Raw genomic sequence first — 17,887 nt, forward strand, 5'->3', positions numbered from 1 at the left:
CCGCGACCTCAGTGCGGCCTCACTGCGCGGTCTCGCACTGCGGGCCGCCGGGCGGCGAACCCTGGCCGGCACGGATGACGACGACGCCGGCACACACCTTGGTCCCCTTCGGGACGCTGAACGTGTACGTCGGCTTCGTCGCGGTGACGACCTTGGACCTGTCGGCGCTGACGGCGTCGTCGCGCGAGGCCGCGTACTGGATCCGGAAGGTGTCCTTGCCGTCCGGCTCGGGATACGTCCACCGGAAGGTGACCTTCCCGGGACCGGACTGCGCCGACAGGACCGGCCGGTCGAAGACCGGGTTGCCGACGGCGCTGTCGTCGCCGGGCATCGAGACCGTCTGGTTCGGCGTCGGCCCGACCTCCCCGGGTGGGGCGGACCCGCCGCGCACGACGAGGAACACGACCAGGCCCACGAGGACGACGACGCCGGCGGCCAGCACCCGGACGACGCCGAGCCGGGCCGGCGGCGCGGACCACCCCGGCCGCGCGGGGGGCGGCTGCGGGTCGGCCGAGCTCGCGGCCCGGCGGACGGTGGCCTCGTCCGCCCCGTCGCCCAGAGGGGACGTCGCGGGTGAGGCGACGACGTCGGTGGCCGATGCAGCGCGGACCGGCGCGTACGGGCCGTGCGCTGGTGCCCCGCCGGGGACGGCTGCGGGAGAAGGACGCCCGTGGCCGGGATCGCGTCGACGTGTCTCGTCCTCGGCCGGCGCCCCCACGGGCCGCGGGCCGCCGGGGGCGACGGGCGTCGCGGGAGTCGCGGGAGCGGTGGGTCCGGCCGGCTGGGCGACCACCGTCTGCGGCGCCTTGATGCGCGTGCGGTCCTCGTCCTCGGCACCGCGACCCGTGGGGGACCCCTGGGTCTGGCTGACGAGGGTCGTGTGCCCCTGCTCGTCGAGGACGACGATGGGGGTGCGGGCCAGCCGCTGCTGCTGCTCGACGGCCTGCAGCGCCCGCGCCAGCTCGAGCGCCGACGCCGGCCGGTGCGACGGGTTCTTGGCCATCGCCTGCGCGAGGAGCCGCTCGAGCCCGGCCGGCACGTCCGGGCGGCCCGTCGGTGGCACGGGCGTGGTGCGGATGCGCGGCATGAGGGCGTACGCCGAGTTGTCGCCGCCGGGCACCTCGAACGGTGACCGGCCGACGAGGAGCTGCCAGAGCGTCGCGGCGAGCGAGTAGACGTCGGAGGGGACGTCGCCGTTGCTCTGGCCGTAGAGGACCTCGGGCGGCGCCCACGGCACGGAGACCCCGACGTCGTCGCTGGTCTCGGCCTCGGCGGCCTCGCCGTCGCGGGCACCACGGCCGGCGATGCCGAAGTCGGTCAGGCCGGGGGCGCCGTACGCGCTGACGAGGACGTTGGCCGGCTTGATGTCGCGGTGCGTGATGGCGGCCCGGTGGGCGGTCTCGACGGCACTGGCGATCTGGATGCCGGTGCGCAGGACCTCCTCGACGGAGAACCGCTCGGCCCGCGCCCGCATCGCCAGGTTGGGCGGCGGGTAGTACTTCATGACGAGGTACGGACGGCCGTCGTCGGAGGTGCCCGAACGGAACACCTGGACGATGTAGGGGTGGTCGCCGAGGGCCGCCATCGTGTCGGCCTCCTCGACGAACTGGCGGCGCAGCGCGTCGGTGAGGCCCTCGGACTTGAGCACCTTGACCGCGACGGGCATGCGCGGGCTCTGCTGCTCGTAGAGGAAGACGTCGGCGTAGCCGCCGGAGCCGAGGGGCTGGACGAAGACGAGCCCCGGGATCTTCGGGGGCGCTCCCTTGCGCGCTGCCATCAGAGCGCGGCCTCGAAGGTGAAGGAGACCTCGTCGGCCATCGACACGACCGAGCCGGGCTCGAGGACCTGCTGGTCGTTGGCGCGCAAGCGGACCGGCGCCTCACCGGGCAGCGCGAGCGTCGTGCCGTTCGTCGTGCCGAGGTCACGGACGAGGACGTGCCAGCCCTCGAGGACGACCTCGACGTGGTTGCGCGAGACGTCGCGCTCGGGGCTCGGCACCTTGACGACGTGCGGCCGGTCGGTGGCGGCGACGCCCTCGCCGAGCTTGGGCGAACGGCCGAGCAGGACGCTGCGGTCGAGGGTCACGACGTCTCCGGTGGACAGGCGCAGGACGCCGAGCGGCGGCCGCGGCATCGTGAACGGCTCCTGCGGCGGGATGGACGCCCCACAGACGCGGCACGCGTCGCCGTGCGGCGGCGTCGGGTGGCCCGACGCGCAGAGCACGGCCAGGACGCTGGGGCCGGTCGGGTTGGCCAGCTGGGCTGCGTGCCGGGCCTCGAGGAGCGCGCTGCGGTCGACGGTCTGCTCGGCCTCGTCCGCGTCGTCGAGCTCCTCGGTGGCGGCGGCGAGGCGCGGGGTGTGGTGCTGCTCGTACTTCGGGGTGTCGTGCGGCACGGCGTGGCCCGGGTCGGCGGTCGGGATCGGCTGGGTCGGCGGGACGGCCGGCGCCGGGTGCTCGTGCGTCACGGGTGCCACTGGTGCAGCGGCTGCGGGCGGTGTCGGGGCGGTCGGCGTAGTCGGGGCCGGGGCGGGCGCGGCCGGGGGCGGCCCGGTCGAGATGAGCGGGCTTGCCTGTGGCGCACGGACGCCCGGCGGCGGGGTGTGCACCTTGGGCAGCAGGCTGGGCGCGGGCGGCGGCGTGTGGCGGCCCGAGAACGTCGGGGTGTCGACCGGCGCCTCCGTCGGTGCCGACGGCGCGCTCGCGGCCGGCGAGGAGGTCGCCCACGGCACCGCAGAGATGAGCCCACCAGAGGTCCCGGGCACCGGCTGGGCCGGGGCGGCCGGCGACCCCGGGACCGGGTTGGTCACCGGGGCGGGGGCTGCGTCGGCCACCGCGGGCGCGGCGGCCGTGGGGTCGGGCGTCCCTGTCCTGCCGAGCTGCTCGCCCGAACGGCCACCGTCGTGGTCGTCATGCGGGTCATGGTGGTCGTCATGGTGCTCGTCGCCCTGGTCGACCTTCGTCAGCTCGGCGAGGACCCGCCGGTGCTCGTCGACGGCCGTGGTGTGGCCGAAGAGGTAGTCGTAGCTCGGTGCCTCAGGCAGCGCGTCGTCGTCGACCTCCAGCGCGGCGGAAGCGGCCGGCACGGCCGGCGCCGGAGGCGTGGGACGAGGCGTCGCGTTGGCGGCCTCGGGCTTGGGCGCCGTGGGCGACTCAGGTGCCTCGGGTCGGGAGGCCCACGTCGACTCGAGGTCGCGGTGCGCGCCGGCGTCGGGGAGATCATCGGCAACCGGTGCGGCCTGCGGCGACACCGCCGGGGTGGCCACGGCGGCCGGAGAGACCGACACGTCGAACACCGGCGCTGGCGTCGACGGGAGCGGGGGTGGCACGGCTGAAGGCGTCGACGGTGCCGGCGCCGCCGCAGCCGGATCCGCGTCGGGCAGGTCGGACGGCACCGCCGGAGGGGATCCCGCGGCGGCGGTCGTGTCGCCGCCCGGCGCGCTCCGGCCCCGCACCGGCACCGCGGGACGAACCGAGTCCCAGGACCGCAGCGCCGCTGCTTCCCGCTGCGAATCACCCTGTGCAACAAGTGAGCCCGGCCGCTCGTCCTGCACCTGCCCGATGGCCGATCCCGACGCATCCTGTGCGACAAGTGAACTCGGTGCCTGCGGCGCGTGTGGTGCCCGGGTGGCGGCCACCTCGGGCTCGGCTGCCGACTCGTCGCGCCGGGCCCAGCTGCGGTCCCACGAGGAGGTCGTGCGGCCCGGCGCGGTGTCCGCGGTCGGCGCCCCGAAGGTCGGCACGGCAGGAGGAGGGGCGGCGTGGGCACCCGCGCCGGTCGCGCCGGTCGCGCCGGTCGAACCGGGCGAGCCGTTCGAGGTGGCCGTCACCGGCACGTCGAGGTCGCCCGCCGTCGACGCGTCTGACCGGGCCGGACCGTCGGACACGGTGGCTGCGGTGGCTGCGGTGGCAGTGGTGGCACCAGCCGGCACGACCACCGGGCCGGCCGAGGTCAGGGTCTGGGGCGGCACGGGCTGCTCACGCTCGGACTCGTCGAGCACCCGGAGCACCACGCGGTCGGGCGCCTCGGCGAGGTCGAGGTCGGCCCAGACCCGGGTGCTCGTCGCGCGGACGTCGTGCTCCGAGCCGTCGGCGAGCGTGACGACGGCTGCCACCGGCCCGAAGGCCACGATGCGCGTCGTGTCACCGGTGTGCACTCCGACGAAGTGCTTGGCCCGGCGCATGCCGCCCGCGGTCAGCACCTCGAGGACGTCGTCGAGGTCCCCGCCGTCGGCGGCGTCGCTCGCACGGAGCGTCTGCTCGTCCTCCTCGGGGAGGCCGACGAGCAGGTGCATGCCGGGGCCCCCGATGTGCGTCCACCCGTCGGGGGCCCAGTCCACGACGACGGTCGGGCCACTCACGTCTACGACCTGCTCTCCCCTGATGAGCCGTTCACGTTCTCGCGCGGGGTGGTGTCCTCGTCGACGTCGGCGTCCGACTCCTGCCCCTGCAACGCGACGACGATAGCAGTCACGTTGTCGCGCCCACCGGCTCGGACAGCGGCGTCCACGAGGGCCTCGGCGGCCGCGTCGACGTCAGGGTTCTCGAGGAGGATGGCCTCGATCTGCTCGAGGGACAGCTCGTTCGACAGGCCGTCGGAGCAGATGACGAACACCTCGCCCGGGTAGGGCGGGAAGACCCACGTGTCGACGGCCCCCATGGGGTCGCGCCCGAGCGAACGGGTGACGATGTTGCGGGCCGGGTGGCGGTGCGCCTCCTCAGGCGTCAGGATGCCGCGCTGCACGAGCTCCCAGACCTCCGAGTGGTCGACGGTCACCTGGCGCAGCGAACCGTCGAGGAGGCGGTAGACGCGGGAGTCGCCGATGTTGAAGACGGCCCAGTGCCGCTGGCCGCCGACCGACACCACGGCGAGGCCCGCCACGGTGGTGCCCATGCCGGTCTGCTCCGGGTGTCGCGCCGCGGACTCGAGGATGCGGCGGTTGGCCTCGGCGACCTGGGCGACGACGTCGCGGACCTGCAGGCCCGGCCGCGACGCGAGCTCGACCACGGTCTCGGCCGCGATGCGGCTCGCGACCTCGCCGGCCGCGTGGCCGCCCATGCCGTCGGCCACGACGAAGACGGTGCCCTCGGCGCGCGCGCTGTCCTCGTTGTGCTTGCGGACGCGTCCGACGTCGGAGCGGACGCCGACGGTCACGGTCGGCCGCACCGCCGTCACTCCCCGACCGTCCGCTCGCCTGGTGCGGCGGGCGGGTCGGCGCGCGACCAGGGCGTGACGCGAACCGTCGTGATGACGTCACGGACCAGCTCGTAGTCGCTCTCGGCGTCCGGCCCTCCGACGGCGCCGGTGAGCTGGACGAGGAACGCGGGCTGGGGCGCGTCGGCCTCGTGAGGGACGACGTGGAAGAGGTTGGCCTGCAGCACGCTGTCGACGTCGGCGTCGGGCCATGTCGCGTCGCACCCGACGAAGGCGGCACCTCCGAGGTCGGCCGCGTAGGGCTCGGACACCGCGCCCCCGCGCGAGCGCGCCATCGTGGCAACCTGCTCGAGCGACGCCTCGACCCGGAACCCGGGCCCGCACTGTTCGATGCTGACGACGACGTTGGGCGCGAAGGCGCCCTGACGTGGCAGGCGCGCGGCCATCGTCGTGCCCGGTGCGTGCACCGGTTCCCACTCCTCGGGAACCTCGAGGGCCACGGCCGGCAGGCCCGGGAAGTCGGCGCTCGGGTACGCGAGGGTGCTCATGCACGGTTCCTTTCGGTCGTTCCCGCAGGGGACGGGGACGGCGCGGTCAGTCAATCATTCACCGGAACCGGTGTCAGGTCGCTCGTCGTCGACGCCGACGGCGGTCGCCACGAGGAACCGACGTCGGGGGCCGGACCGGACGGCCCGCGCGACCGGATCCGGACGGCCCAGCCTAGGCCGGACCAGTCGACCCGGCGATGGGGAGAACTCCCCGACAGGTACCCGTTCGGGAGCGATGACGGAGCTTCGCCCTCGTGGCGCGGCCACCCATGCTCGGACGACGCCTCGACCGCGGTGAACCTCCGTCACCGCTCCCGTCAGCCCTCGCGGGCAGCCCACCAGGCGAGGAGCTTCTCGCGGGCGGCGTCCTTGCCGATCGGGCCGTCGTCGAGGCGGACCGACAGGAGGTAGTCATAGGCCTCGCCGAGAACCGGGCCCGGTCGGATGGCGAGCGCCTCGGCGATCTCGTTGCCGTTGAGCTCGGGTCGCACCCGGGACAGCTCCTCCTCGGCGGCGAGCCGCTCGATGCGCGCCTCGAGGTCGTCGTAGGCGCGCGAGAGCCGCTGCGCCTTGCGGACGTTGCGCGTCGTGCAGTCCGAGCGGGTCAGCCGGTGGAGCCGCTGGAGCAGGGGGCCCGCGTCGGTGACGTACCGACGCACGGCCGAGTCGGTCCACTGTCCGTCGCCGTAGCCGTGGAAGCGCAGGTGCAGCTCGACGAGGCGCGAGACCTGCTTGGTCGTGTCCTTGTCGAAGCGCATCGCCTTCATGCGCCTGGCCGTCATCTTGGCGCCGACGACCTCGTGGTGGTGGAAGGAGACGCCGCCGCCCCTCTCGAACCGACGCGTCGGCGGCTTGCCGATGTCGTGGAACAGCGCGGCGAGGCGCAGCACGAGGTCCGGACCGGGAACCGACTCCGGCGGGCCGTCGGCCGGCCCCTCGAGGGCGATGGCCTGCTCGAGGACCGTCAACGTGTGCTCGTAGACGTCCTTGTGGCGGTGGTGCTCGTCGACCTCGAGGCGCAGCGCCGGCAGCTCCGGCAGGAACACGGCCGCGAGCCCCGTGTCGACGAGCAGCGCCAGCCCGAGCCGCGGGTCGGGCGCGAGGACGAGCTTGCTGAACTCGTCGCGGACGCGCTCGGCCGAGATGATCTCCAGCGTCTGGGCCCGCTCGGTCATCGCCGCCCGGACCTCCGGCGCGACCTCGAAGCCGAGCTGCGCGGCGAACCGTGCCGCACGCATCATCCGCAGGGGGTCGTCGGCGAAGGACTCCTCGGGCGCCGCCGGCGTCATGAGGCGACGCGCGACGAGGTCGGACAGGCCACCGTGGACGTCGACGAAGGCGAGGTCCGGCAACCGGACGGCCATGGCGTTGACGGTGAAGTCGCGGCGCACGAGGTCACCGTCGAGGGAGTCGCCGAACATCACCTCCGGCTTGCGGCTCGTGCGGTCGTAGGTGTCGGCGCGGTAGGTCGTGATCTCGATGACGTGCGCGCCCTTGCGCACCCCGATGGTGCCGAAGTCCCGACCGATGTCCCAGTGGGCGTCGGCCCACCCGCGGACGACGCCGAGGATGTCGTCGGGCCGCGCGTCGGTCGTCAGGTCGAGGTCGGGAGAGACGCGTCCGAGGAAGGCGTCCCGGACCGGACCACCGACGAGCGCCAGCTCGTGACCCGCTGCCGCGAACCGCTCGCCGAGCCCGGTGAGCATCGGCAGGACCGGGGCCAGGCGTGCGACGGCGCCCCGGAGCAGGGCCGTCCCGGCGTCGGCGACGGGCGGCGAGGGGGCGGGGTCACGTCGATCGGGCACCGGACCAGCCTAGGTGAGCGCGGCCCGTGCCCCGGAGCCGTCCGGGCGCCTCGCCGCGTCGGTCCCGACGACGAGGAACGCCGGGCCGGACCCCGTTATGGTGACGATGTGAGCGCGCAGCCGATCCCGAGCCAGGTCCCTGGCCGGCGGCTGCCCGCGGTCGAGGAGCGTTCTGCCGGAGGCATCGTCGTCGACGTCCGGGACGGCCAGGCGATCATCGCCATCATCGCGCGCCGCAACCGCGCCGGACGCGTGGAGTGGTGCCTGCCGAAGGGCCACGTCGAGCCCGGCGAGACCCTCGTCGAGACCGCGATGCGCGAGGTGGCCGAGGAGACCGGCATCATCGGGCGCGTGCTCGTCGAGCTCGGCACCATCGACTACTGGTTCGCGACGTCGACCAAGCGCGTCCACAAGTTCGTGCACCACTACCTCCTCGAGGCCCTCGGTGGCGAGCTGTCCATCGAGAACGACCCGGACCACGAGGCCATCGACGTCGCGTGGATGCGGCTCGACGAGGTCCACCGCAGGCTGACGTTCCCCAACGAGCGCCGCATCGCCCAGGCGGCGTGGAACCGGCTGGCGGGGACCGCGTGACCCGCCGCGGGTCGCGGCGTCCGGGCACGAGCGGACGCCGCGCGGCCCGTCTCGTGCGGTCGCTCGCGGCGGCGGTCGGCGTCGTCGCGACGCTCGGCACCACGGTGGGCGTCCCGGTCGGGGAACTGAGCGCCGGCGGTCTCGCCCGCGCGGCGGCCGCGCCTCGTGCCGTGACGCCGACCGCCGCGACCGCCGCGACCGCCGGCGTCTCGCCGGCCGTCACGCCGTCGCGCGACCGTGCCGTCGTCGTGCTCGACTCGATGAGCCCGAGCGTCGCTCGTGCAGGGACCGACGTCACCGTGACCGGCTCGGTCACGGCCCCGCTGACCGGCCCGCTCACCGGTCCGACGGTGCGGGTCGTGCGCGGCGACGTCACCGTCAACCAGCGCACCGCGCTCGACGACTGGGCCAGCGGCCGCACGCCCGCACAGGGCCGGACCGTCGCGACGAGCACGTTGCCCGACGTCGCGTCCGGACGCACCCGCACCTTCAGCGTCACCGTGCCTGCCGACAGGCTCTACGACCGCGCGGCCTTCGCCGCCCTCCCGATCGCCGTCGAGGTGGTCCAGCGCGGCGCGAGCGAGCCGACCGGCGCCACGCGCACCTTCCTCGCCTGGAACAACCGCAAGGAGTACGTGCCGCTGCGGCTCGCGACGGTGCTGCCGCTCACCCTGGACCCCGACACCGACCTGTTCACCCGCGACGACGCCACGCGCCTCGCGGCGTGGGAACGCGCGATCGGGGCGGGCTCGCGCGTCGACCGCATCGTCGCGGGCACGACCGGCTCCGACGTGACCCTCGCCGTCGACCCCTCCGTCTTCGGCCCGGACGCGTCGCCGACCGGGGCGAGCGGCCCCGCCGGCACCCCGACCGGCACCCCGACCGGCACCCCGACGCTCACGCCGACCGGCACCCCGTCGGCGGGCGCGCCGTCATCGTCGACCACCGGCCCGACAGCCGCCCCCACCGACTCACCGGCCGGCTCATCTACCGACTCACCGGCCGACACGGCCGCCACCCGCGACATCGCGCGGCTCGGCGACGCCCTGGCCGCCGACCTGCGGGGGCGCAGCCTCTGGTCGCTGCCCTACGCCGATGCCGACGTCGCCGCCGCCGTCGGCATCGACCCGGACAACTCCGTCGTGCGCGACCTCGTCAGCCGCAGCGCGGACGTCGCGGCCCGCGTCGGCCAGCCGGTCCGGGGCGACGTCGTCTGGCCGGTCGACGGCCTCCTGCCCGCCGGGCGAGAGGCGGGCATCCGGACCCTGCTGGCCGGCACGGCGGTGAAGAAGGCCGCCGGCATCGTCGTCGACCGCAGTGCCGTCACCGGCGGCTCCCCGTACACGCCGAGCGCCCGACGCCTGGCCACCGGCGGCACTCGGCTGCTGGCCTACGACCCCCGGCTGTCGGCCCTGCTGCCGCGCCGCACCGACCCCAGCGCGGTCCTGTCGACGCAGCGCTTCCTCGCCGAGTCGCTCGTGCTCCTCGGCGAGCGCCCGGGCATGGCCCGGTCGGTCCTCGTCACCGCCCCCCGGTCCTACGACCCCGACCCCGACGCCCTGTCCGCGTTCCTGTCGGCCGTGTCGGACGCCCCGTGGCTCGAGGGCGTCGACGCGGGGTCGCTGCTCACCGACGCCGCCGACGACCGGGCGACCGTGCAGGAGAAGCCGGCGCTCGCCGTCGCCTCGGCCGCGCCGCGACCGGTGCTCAACGCCCGGCGTCTGGGCTACCTGGCCGACCAGCGCGACACGCTCCTGTCGGTAGCCGAGGTGCTCGCCGACGGTGCCGAGTTCGAGCGGGTGTACCGCGAGGTCCTCGACGAGCTCGCGAGCGCCCGCTGGCGGTACCAGCCGCGTGGCTGGGTGGTCCTGTCGGCGTCCGTGACCGCCGACGTCAGGGCGGCCACGCGCGCCATCAAGGTCGTCCAGCCCCGCGGCACCGTCAACCTCCTCGCCGAGAACGGCGTCCTGCGGATCACGATCGAGAACGGGCTCGACTACGAGGTGGCCGGGCTGCGGCTGCGCCTCGCGCCGACGAACCCACGCCTGCAGGTCGTCAGCGACCCCGGTCCGGTGACCATCGGTCCGTCGTCGCGCACCAACGTGTCCGTCGAGGTCGCCGCCGTCGCCGCCGGCAAGGCGGAGATCCGGGCCTGGCTCACGACCGCGAACGGCACCGTCATCGGCTCCCCGGCCCAGATCGCGGTGAGCGCCAACCCCATCGACGGCGCGATCTACTGGGTCGGTGGCATCCTCGTGGGCCTGGTCCTGCTCGCCGGCATCGTGCGCACCGTCCTCAAGGGCACGTCCCGCGTCGACGAGATCCCCGACATCGAGGCCGTCACGGCGGCGCACGAGGCGCTCGAAGACGGGCATCACGACTGACTCCGCCTAGGATGTGGGCAGGGTACGCACCGACGTGGTCGCCGAGCCGGCCGCCGACGTGAGGACGAGCCGGCACCAGAACGCGACGACACGAGACCGACCGGACGACGACGAGGGAGGGTGGCGCACGTGCAGGGAGTGGGACCCGGGACGGTCCTCGGCGGCCGCTATGCCGTGACGCTGCGTACCTCCGAGGGCACGCACCACGAACGGTGGCGCGCCAGCGACCACACGCTCGAGCGGGAGGTCGTCGTCGTCGTCTTCCCCGGCGCCTCGCCCGTCGCCGCCCCCGCGCTCGACGCCGCTCGCCGCGCCGCCGGCATCGAGGACCCGCGGCTCGTCCGCGTCCTCGACGTCGGCACCGACCAGGGCGTCGGCTTCATCGTCGAGGAGCCGTTGACCGGCGCGCTCCCCCTGTCCCACCTGCTCCAGATGGGCGGTCTGTCCGCCGACGAGGTGCGCCGCCTCACGGGCGAGGCCGCCACGGCCCTCGACAGGGCGAGCCACCGGGGGCTGCACCACCTGGCCCTGTCCCCGAGCTCGGTCCTGCGGATGCCCGACGGCGACGTCAAGGTCCGCGGCCTGGCCACCGAGGCCGCGCTCACCGGCGCGGACCGCCTGTCCGACGAGCGTGCGTCGCGTGCCGACGCGGTCGGGCTCGTCAAGATCGCCTACGCGGGGCTGACCGGACGCTGGCCGATGGTCGACGTCGACGGCGGGCTCATCCCGGCCGGCGGTCCCGTCGGTCTCGAGGCCGCGCCGACCGTCGTCGGTGGTGTCGCCGCCCCGTCCGAGATCGCCGTCGGCGTGCCCAACGACCTCGACCTCATCTGTCGCATGACCCTCGGCGGGGGCCACCGTGGGCCCGTCTCGCCCGGCGACCTCGCCCTCCAGATCGCGCCGTGGCCCGCCACGGCGCCGGCCTCCGACGGTGCCTCCGGCATCCGGCTGTCCTCGACGCGTGGGGACTTCGAGCCCACCAGGGTGCTGCCGGCCGTCAACGACCTCGGCGCGGGGGCCCTCTCGGTCGGTGCGGGCGCCGGGGCGGTCTTCGGCGCGGCGGCCTCCGCCGTCGGTGAACGCACGGAGGAGCTGCCGCACGCCCTGGCCGCGTCGGACCCGTCTCGCGCCCACACCCACGTCCTCGACCGTGCCGACGCCGGCCGCACGAGCGGCGAAGGAGCCGGGGGCGACGAGAGCGACGAAGGCGGCGAGGCGTCGAGCGCCGCCGCGTCGGCGGGGCGTGAGGAGTCCACGAGCGCCCGCGCGCAGGCCGGCCTCGCCGCCGCGGGTGCGGCCGCCGCCGGTGTGGCCGGCTCGATCGGTGACAAGGTCGGCTCGTTCGCCCGCGCGGCCGCCGACAAGGCCGCGGCCCGAGCCGCCGAGCGGCGCAACGGCCACGACGACTTCGACGGCGAGGACATCCACCTGTCCGACGCCCTCGAGGAGGCTCCGACCGGGCGGCTCGAGCCGCCGGTGCCGGTGTTCGGACGCGACGCGCCGGAGCGACCGAGCGGGGCCCAGTCGCGCATCGCCCTCGCCGTCGTCGGCGTCCTCGTGCTCCTCGGCCTCGTCATCGGCATCCAGAACGTGGCGAAGATCGGCCAGCACGACGGCCCGACCGGAGCCGGCAGGACCGTCACCGTGACGAAGACGCGTCCGCCCTCGCAGAGCCAGGCCGGCTCGAGCACCCCGGCCGCACCGAGCTCGACCGTCGCGCCGCCCGCGGCACCCGTCTCGATCACGAGCGGCAAGGGCTACGACGAGGAGGACGGCAACGAGGCCGACCAGAACGCCGACAAGGCGTTCGACGGCGACCCTGGCACGGGCTGGCGGTCGCGGTGGTACGGCAGCGACGACTACAACGGCAAGAAGGACGGCCTCGGCCTCATCCTGACGTTGAGCCGCCCGACCGCGGTCAAGGAGGTCACCCTCGTACTCCCGGCCGAGCAGGACGTCACCGTCTACGCGACGAACGGCGACTCCCGCTCGGGCGCGCAGGAGGTCGGCTCGAAGTCCGACGCCCAGGGAACCGTGACGATCACGGCCTCCGGCACCCTCCAGGAGGCGACGAAGATCATCGTCTTCATCACCAAGGCGGCGCCCGCCGAGGCGCCCAAGCACTACCGCGCGCAGATCGACGAAGTGACGGTGCGCTGACGTGGTCGGGGGCCCTGGCGCCCCGATCGCCGAGCGGAGCGACCGGGACCTGCTCCGGCTGCACGTCGAGGGCGACGACGACGCCTTCGCGGAGCTGTTCCGCCGGCACCGCGACCGGATGTGGGCCGTCGCGCTGCGCACGGTGCGCGACCCCGACCTCGCGGCCGACTGCGTGCAGGACGGATTCATCGCCGCGTTCCGCCGGGCCGCCTCCTACCGCGGCGAGGCAGCGGTCACCACGTGGCTGCACCGCATCGTCGTCAACGCGAGCCTCGACCGGCTCCGGCGGCGCAGGCCGACGACCGAGCTGCCCGAGTACGAGCTCGCCGACCGCCACGACGACCACGCCTCCACCGTGGTCCGCCTCGACATCCGGGAGGCCCTCGAGCGGCTGCCCGAGGGCCAGCGCGCCGCATTGGTCCTCGTCGACATGCATGCGGTTCCCGTGGCCGAGGCCGCCGAGATCCTCGGCGTCGCCGAGGGCACCATCAAGTCGCGGTGCGCACGGGGCGCGCCGCCCTGGCCCAGCACCTCGGGCTGACGCCCGGACAGCGTCCCACCGCCGACGCGTGACCGGGAGGGCACGACCCCGCATCTGGTCGGATCCGCAGGGAACCGGGCCGCGACGTCGGCACGTCGAAGCTCCGGCGTGCGGCCACCCGTGCCGCGTCCCTGCGGACCCGTGACCGCGTCACCCCCGGCGTCACCCTCCGCTCCGACCCCTGCACGCACCTGACGAAGGACCATCCCGTGGACGAGTCCAGGCAGTCCCCTGAGCCGCCCCTCGACCCCGAGCACACCGACCCCGAGCACACCGACCCCGACGAGCTGGCCGAGCACGTCCGGGCGCTGCTCGCAGCGCCCGACCCGGACCCCGGGCCGATGCCCCGCGTCGTCGCCGACCGCATCGCGACGGCCCTCGCCGAGGAGGCCCGCCTACGGGTGGACCGCGGGCCGCTCGCCGACCCGCGGGCCCCGGCCGGCCCGCACGACGACCACGCCACCGTCCTCGACCTGCGGCCGCCGTCGCGTCGGCCCCGGCCGCTCTACCTGGCCGCCGCCGTCGCTGCCGCAGCCCTCGTCGTCACGGCCGGAGCATCGGCCCTGCACCTGACGAAGCGCCCGAACAGCACGGCGGTCATCGGCGGCGGGTTCGCCTCGTCGACGACGACCGCGTCGCGCGACCCCGGGGACCCCCGACCCGGCGGCGTGCACATCCAGCTCGGCGGTACCGACTACACGGCCGCGACGCTCGCCGCCCGCGCCCGTGACCTCGTCGACCACCCGGGGCAGCCGCTGCGTCCCGGTGCCGCGGAGGCACCGGCCATCGGACCCATCGGCACCGAGGTCGGCCTCGCGTCGTGCCTCGAGGGACTCGGCGCCACCACGCCGCCCCCGAGCGCCGTGTCGGCCGACCTCGCCACCTACGAGGGACGACCGGCGGCAGTGGTCGTCGTGACGCGCGACGGCGTGAGCCGCGTCTGGGTCGTCGAGCGCTCCTGCTCGGCGGGGGCCCCCGGCGTGCTGCACCCCGAGACACCCCTGCCCTGAGCCGTCCCGGCGCGGGCTGGGAGGCGCGGGAACAACGACCGCCTAGGATCGGTTGAGGCCCATGTGGCCCGCAGCGCCCCGGGAACGGGGCGGCGCGCGAGCATCCGAGCACCCCCAGCGTCACCGAGGAGCAGTCCCCATGTCCGACGTCCGCAACGTCATCATCATCGGCTCCGGCCCCGCCGGCTACACGGCCGCGGTGTACGCGGCGCGGGCGAACCTGGCGCCCCTCGTGTTCGAGGGCGCCGTGACGGCCGGTGGTGCCCTGATGAACACGACCGACGTCGAGAACTTCCCCGGGTTCCGCGACGGCATCATGGGCCCCGACCTCATGGACAACATGCGGGCGCAGGCCGAACGCTTCGGCGCCGAGCTGGTCACCGACGACGTCACCGCCGTCGACCTCACCGGCGACATCAAGACCGTCACCGACGGCGAGGGCAGGGTGCACCGCGCGAAGGCCGTCATCCTCTCGATGGGGTCGGCCTACCGCGAGCTCGGCCTCCCGCGCGAGAAGGAGCTGTCCGGCCACGGCGTCTCGTGGTGCGCCACGTGTGACGGCTTCTTCTTCCGTGACCAGGACATCGCCGTGGTCGGTGGCGGCGACTCCGCCATCGAGGAGGCGACCTTCCTGACGAAGTTCGCGCGCACCGTCACGATCATCCACCGCCGCGACGAGCTGCGCGCGAGCAAGATCATGGCCGACCGCGCGTTCGCCAACGACAAGATCCGCTTCGCCTGGAACTCCGAGGTCGCCGAGATCCACGGCGAGGACAAGCTGTCCGGCGTCACGCTGCGCGACACGGTCACCGGCGAGACGCGCGAGCTGGCGGTCACCGGTCTGTTCGTCGCCATCGGCCACGACCCGCGCAACGAGCTGGTCAAGGGCGTCCTCGAGACCGACGACGCCGGCTACGTGCTCGTCCAGGGCCGGTCGACGCGGACCAACGTGCCCGGCGTCTTCGCCTCGGGCGACCTCGTCGACCACACCTACCGCCAGGCCATCACGGCGGCCGGGTCGGGCTGTGCCGCCGCCCTCGACGCCGAGCACTACCTCGCCGCGCTCGAGGACACCGACTCACCCGCCGAGGCCGCCGCCGAGGCCGCCGCGATCGACGACACCGACGCGGGTCCGATCCCCGACCCGCGTGCCACCGTCGGCGCCGGAGCCTGACACCGAGGACCACCGGTCCGACCGCGTGCACGAACCGTGCACGGCCCCCGTCCGCACCGCCCACTCGCCAGCCGCACACGAGAAGGAATCTCCATGGCACTGAAGAACACCACCGACGCCACCTTCGCCGACGACGTCCTCATGAGCGAGAAGCCCGTGCTCGTGGACTTCTGGGCCACGTGGTGCGGCCCGTGCCGCAAGGTCGCCCCGATCCTCGAGGAGATCAACGAGCAGTACGGCGACAAGATCGAGATCGTCAAGCTCGACACCGACGCCAACGTCGACACCGCGGCCCGCTACGGCGTCGTGTCGATCCCGACCCTCAACGTGTACGTCAAGGGCGAGGTCGTCAAGACGATCGTCGGCGCGCACCCGAAGCCGAAGCTGCTGCGGGAAGCTCGAGGAGTTCATCGCCTGATGCGCGGGTACGTCAAGGGGGTGGTCGCCGACACGGCGCCACCCCCTTCGCGTACTAGGCTGCCCGATGGGTCGAGCCACGTGCCCACCGTGCCCACCGTCCCTCGAGCATCCGGTCCGCGCCTGGGCCCCTCCACCGGAAGGAGCCGTCATGACCCCTCTCCCGTCGGTCGTGCTCCGACGAGGTGACTCCGGTCCCGCCGTCGCCGCGGTCTGTGAGCGGCTCGTCGTGACCGGTGACCTGTCGGGCGGAGCCGGCCACACCGACCGGTTCGGCGACCCGATCTTCGACGAGCGCGTCGAGCAGGCCGTCAAGTCGTTCCAGCAGCGGCGCGGCCTCCTCGTCGACGGCGTCGTCGGGCCCTCCACGTTCGCGGCCCTCGACGGCGCACGCTGGGGCCTCGGTGACCGCGTCCTGCGCTACCTGCCGGAGTTCTTCCTCGAGGGGGACGACGTCGTGACGCTGCAGGCGCGTCTGGCCGAGCTCGGCTTCACCCCCGGCAAGATCGACGGCCTGCACGGCCCCGAGACCGACGCCGCGGTGCGGCGCTTCCAGGCTGCCGTGGGCCTCGTGCCCGACGGGGTCGTCGGTCCGGAGACGATGCGCGCCTTCGCCGGGCTGCGCCGCTCCGTCGTCGGCGGCTCGGCCAACGCCCTGCGCGAGCGCGAGCACATCCGTCGCAGCGGCTTCTCGCTGAGCGGGCGCACCATCGTCCTCGACCCCGGCCACGGCGCGGGCGACGCCGGGGCGACCGGCCACCGCGGCCTCGTCGAGGCCGAGGTGGCCCTCGACCTCGCCCGGCGCATCGAGGGACGGCTGTCGGCCCACGGCGTCAGCGTCGTGTTCACCCGCACTGCGGCGACCGACGGTGGCTCCGACGAGGAGCGTGCGGCGTTCGCCAACTCGTGCGAGGCCGACCTCGTGCTGTCGCTGCACACCGACCACAGCGCCACCGGCTCGGCGCACGGCGTCGCGACGTTCTTCTACGGCCACGCCGACGGCGCGGGCTGGTCCACCACGGGCGAGCACTTCGCCGACCTGCTGCTGCGCGAGGTCGTGGCGCGCACCGGCCTGACCGACTGCCGCACGCACGCGCGCACGTGGCCGCTGCTGCGTCGCACCCGGATGCCCGCGGTGCGGCTCGACTTCGGCTACCTCAACAACGACGGCGACGCCGCGGCCCTGGCGGACACGCGCACACTCGACGCCGTGGCCGAGGCGGTCGTCGTCGCGCTCCAGCGGATGTACCTCGGCGAGGCCGACACGGCGCGCACGGGCGTGCTGCGCCTCGACGACCTGCGTCGCCACCTGGAGGCCATGCGTCGTCAGCACGTCGGAGCCTCCGACTCACCCCCGCGCACCGGTACCTGACGCCCACGCGTCGTCGGCGGTCCGCGCGTGGCTCGACCCGTTGGGGTGCGTCTCGGGAACCGGGCGTACGGCGGGCACCGCGGCGAGGGCGCGGCGCACCGCCTCCGCGGCCTCGTCGCGGATCGTCACGAGGGTCCGCAGGTCGATCCGCAGCCGGGGGTAGGACGGGTGGTCACGCTCGACGCGGAAGCCGGCGTCCTCGAGCACCCGCGCCTCGAGGACGCAGTCGTGCCGGTCCACGGCGAGCGGACGTGCGGCGATGACGTCGAGCGAGCGCGCCCGGTGCCGCAGGGCCTCCTTGGCGGCGGCCTGGACGAGCGCCTTGCGCAGCCCCTTGCCGACGCGTCCGGCGAGGTCCGCGCCGCCCGACGCGTCGGCGGTGACGGCCGTGACGAGCATGAGCGTCGACGGGTCCGACGGCGACGTCGGGAAGGCGGCCAGCCTCGGCACGAGCCGGGCCGGCGCGACGACGACGTGCCCGACCGGGCGGCCGTCGACGTACGCGACGCGTCCGGGTGGCCCCCAGTCGGTCGTCACCGACTCCACCCACGCCGCGAGCAGGGCGAGCGGGTCGGCCGGGTCACCGTGGCCGTTGTTCGGGACGGTCTGCCAGAACGTGCACGGCGCACAGGACCCGACGAGGTCCGCGACGCGGTCGGGCGTGAGCGGCCGTAGCTCACGCGTCCTCGTTCCGGGCATGGGCCCATTCTGTCCCGCCACCGGCACGAC

Annotated in this window: 13 protein-coding genes and 1 pseudogene; 8 read left to right on the plus strand and 6 right to left on the minus strand. The window is 74.7% G+C overall.

Annotated features, from left to right (window positions below; genetic code table 11):
- Positions 1-19 precede the first annotated feature (19 nt).
- From AC1VM9_RS07890 to AC1VM9_RS07910, 5 genes are all read right to left on the minus strand, one after another.
- Positions 20-1,777 carry a serine/threonine-protein kinase gene (locus tag AC1VM9_RS07890; protein ID WP_483122209.1) on the minus strand — a complete coding sequence of 586 codons (1,758 nt, stop codon included), beginning with the start codon at positions 1,775-1,777 and terminating at the stop codon, positions 20-22.
- Positions 1,777-4,359 (minus strand): FHA domain-containing protein, encoded by a 2,583-nt coding sequence (locus AC1VM9_RS07895; protein WP_483122210.1) that lies wholly within the window; start codon positions 4,357-4,359, stop codon positions 1,777-1,779. Before AC1VM9_RS07895 ends, AC1VM9_RS07890 begins: the two co-directional genes overlap by 1 nt.
- 2 nt (positions 4,360-4,361) lie before the next feature.
- Positions 4,362-5,174, minus strand: coding sequence for a PP2C family protein-serine/threonine phosphatase (locus AC1VM9_RS07900; RefSeq protein ID WP_481341794.1), 813 nt, complete (start codon positions 5,172-5,174; stop codon positions 4,362-4,364).
- A complete protein-coding gene (locus tag AC1VM9_RS07905; protein WP_481341795.1) occupies positions 5,171-5,701 on the minus strand; it encodes a hypothetical protein in 531 nt (176 codons plus the stop codon). The genes AC1VM9_RS07900 and AC1VM9_RS07905 overlap by 4 nt, the downstream gene beginning before the upstream one ends.
- Positions 5,702-6,018: 317 nt before the next feature.
- Positions 6,019-7,506: a CCA tRNA nucleotidyltransferase gene (locus AC1VM9_RS07910; RefSeq protein ID WP_481345401.1), complete on the minus strand. Its 1,488-nt coding sequence runs from the start codon at positions 7,504-7,506 to the stop codon at positions 6,019-6,021.
- A gap of 108 nt (positions 7,507-7,614) precedes the next feature.
- Here AC1VM9_RS07910 and AC1VM9_RS07915 point away from each other — a divergent pair, with 108 nt between their 5' ends.
- The 8 genes and pseudogenes from AC1VM9_RS07915 (at position 7,615) to AC1VM9_RS07950 (ending at position 17,158) form a co-directional block, all read left to right on the plus strand.
- Complete coding sequence (locus AC1VM9_RS07915) at positions 7,615-8,100, plus strand: NUDIX hydrolase (protein ID WP_076263003.1); 486 nt, start codon at positions 7,615-7,617, stop codon at positions 8,098-8,100.
- Entirely contained in the window at positions 8,097-10,484 is a 2,388-nt protein-coding gene (locus AC1VM9_RS07920) for a DUF6049 family protein (protein WP_483122211.1), read from the plus strand. Before AC1VM9_RS07915 ends, AC1VM9_RS07920 begins: the two co-directional genes overlap by 4 nt.
- 129 nt (positions 10,485-10,613) lie before the next feature.
- Positions 10,614-12,644 carry a protein kinase family protein gene (locus AC1VM9_RS07925; RefSeq protein WP_483122213.1) on the plus strand — a complete coding sequence of 677 codons (2,031 nt, stop codon included), beginning with the start codon at positions 10,614-10,616 and terminating at the stop codon, positions 12,642-12,644.
- A gap of 1 nt (position 12,645) precedes the next feature.
- Positions 12,646-13,185, plus strand: coding sequence for an RNA polymerase sigma factor SigM (gene sigM, locus AC1VM9_RS07930; RefSeq protein ID WP_483122215.1), 540 nt, complete (start codon positions 12,646-12,648; stop codon positions 13,183-13,185).
- Positions 13,186-13,394: 209 nt separating this feature from the next.
- A complete protein-coding gene (locus AC1VM9_RS07935; RefSeq protein WP_483122216.1) occupies positions 13,395-14,195 on the plus strand; it encodes a hypothetical protein in 801 nt (266 codons plus the stop codon).
- Positions 14,196-14,334: 139 nt separating this feature from the next.
- Positions 14,335-15,369 carry a thioredoxin-disulfide reductase gene (gene trxB, locus AC1VM9_RS07940; protein ID WP_481341802.1) on the plus strand — a complete coding sequence of 345 codons (1,035 nt, stop codon included), beginning with the start codon at positions 14,335-14,337 and terminating at the stop codon, positions 15,367-15,369.
- Between the two features lie 93 nt (positions 15,370-15,462).
- A pseudogene (gene trxA, locus AC1VM9_RS07945) lies at positions 15,463-15,787 on the plus strand (thioredoxin).
- Between the two features lie 150 nt (positions 15,788-15,937).
- Positions 15,938-17,158: an N-acetylmuramoyl-L-alanine amidase gene (locus tag AC1VM9_RS07950; RefSeq protein WP_481341803.1), complete on the plus strand. Its 1,221-nt coding sequence runs from the start codon at positions 15,938-15,940 to the stop codon at positions 17,156-17,158.
- Here the strand turns inward: AC1VM9_RS07950 and AC1VM9_RS07955 are convergent.
- Positions 17,135-17,857: a GNAT family N-acetyltransferase gene (locus AC1VM9_RS07955; RefSeq protein ID WP_481346298.1), complete on the minus strand. Its 723-nt coding sequence runs from the start codon at positions 17,855-17,857 to the stop codon at positions 17,135-17,137. The genes AC1VM9_RS07950 and AC1VM9_RS07955 overlap by 24 nt on opposite strands.
- Between the last annotated feature and the right edge of the window lie 30 nt (positions 17,858-17,887).

This window comes from Monashia sp. HAY1-11D (genome assembly GCF_056868035.1).

What these genes read in the sequence shown, in the direction of transcription:
- AC1VM9_RS07890 (WP_483122209.1), bottom strand. Translation starts at nt 1,777, where the DNA reads ATGGCAGCGCGCAAGGGAGCGCCCCCGAAGATCCCGGGGCTCGTCTTC.
- AC1VM9_RS07905 (WP_481341795.1), bottom strand. Translation starts at nt 5,701, where the DNA reads ATGAGCACCCTCGCGTACCCGAGCGCCGACTTCCCGGGCCTGCCGGCC.
- trxB (WP_481341802.1), top strand. Translation starts at nt 14,335, where the DNA reads ATGTCCGACGTCCGCAACGTCATCATCATCGGCTCCGGCCCCGCCGGC.
- AC1VM9_RS07950 (WP_481341803.1), top strand. Translation starts at nt 15,938, where the DNA reads ATGACCCCTCTCCCGTCGGTCGTGCTCCGACGAGGTGACTCCGGTCCC.
- AC1VM9_RS07955 (WP_481346298.1), bottom strand. Translation starts at nt 17,857, where the DNA reads ATGCCCGGAACGAGGACGCGTGAGCTACGGCCGCTCACGCCCGACCGC.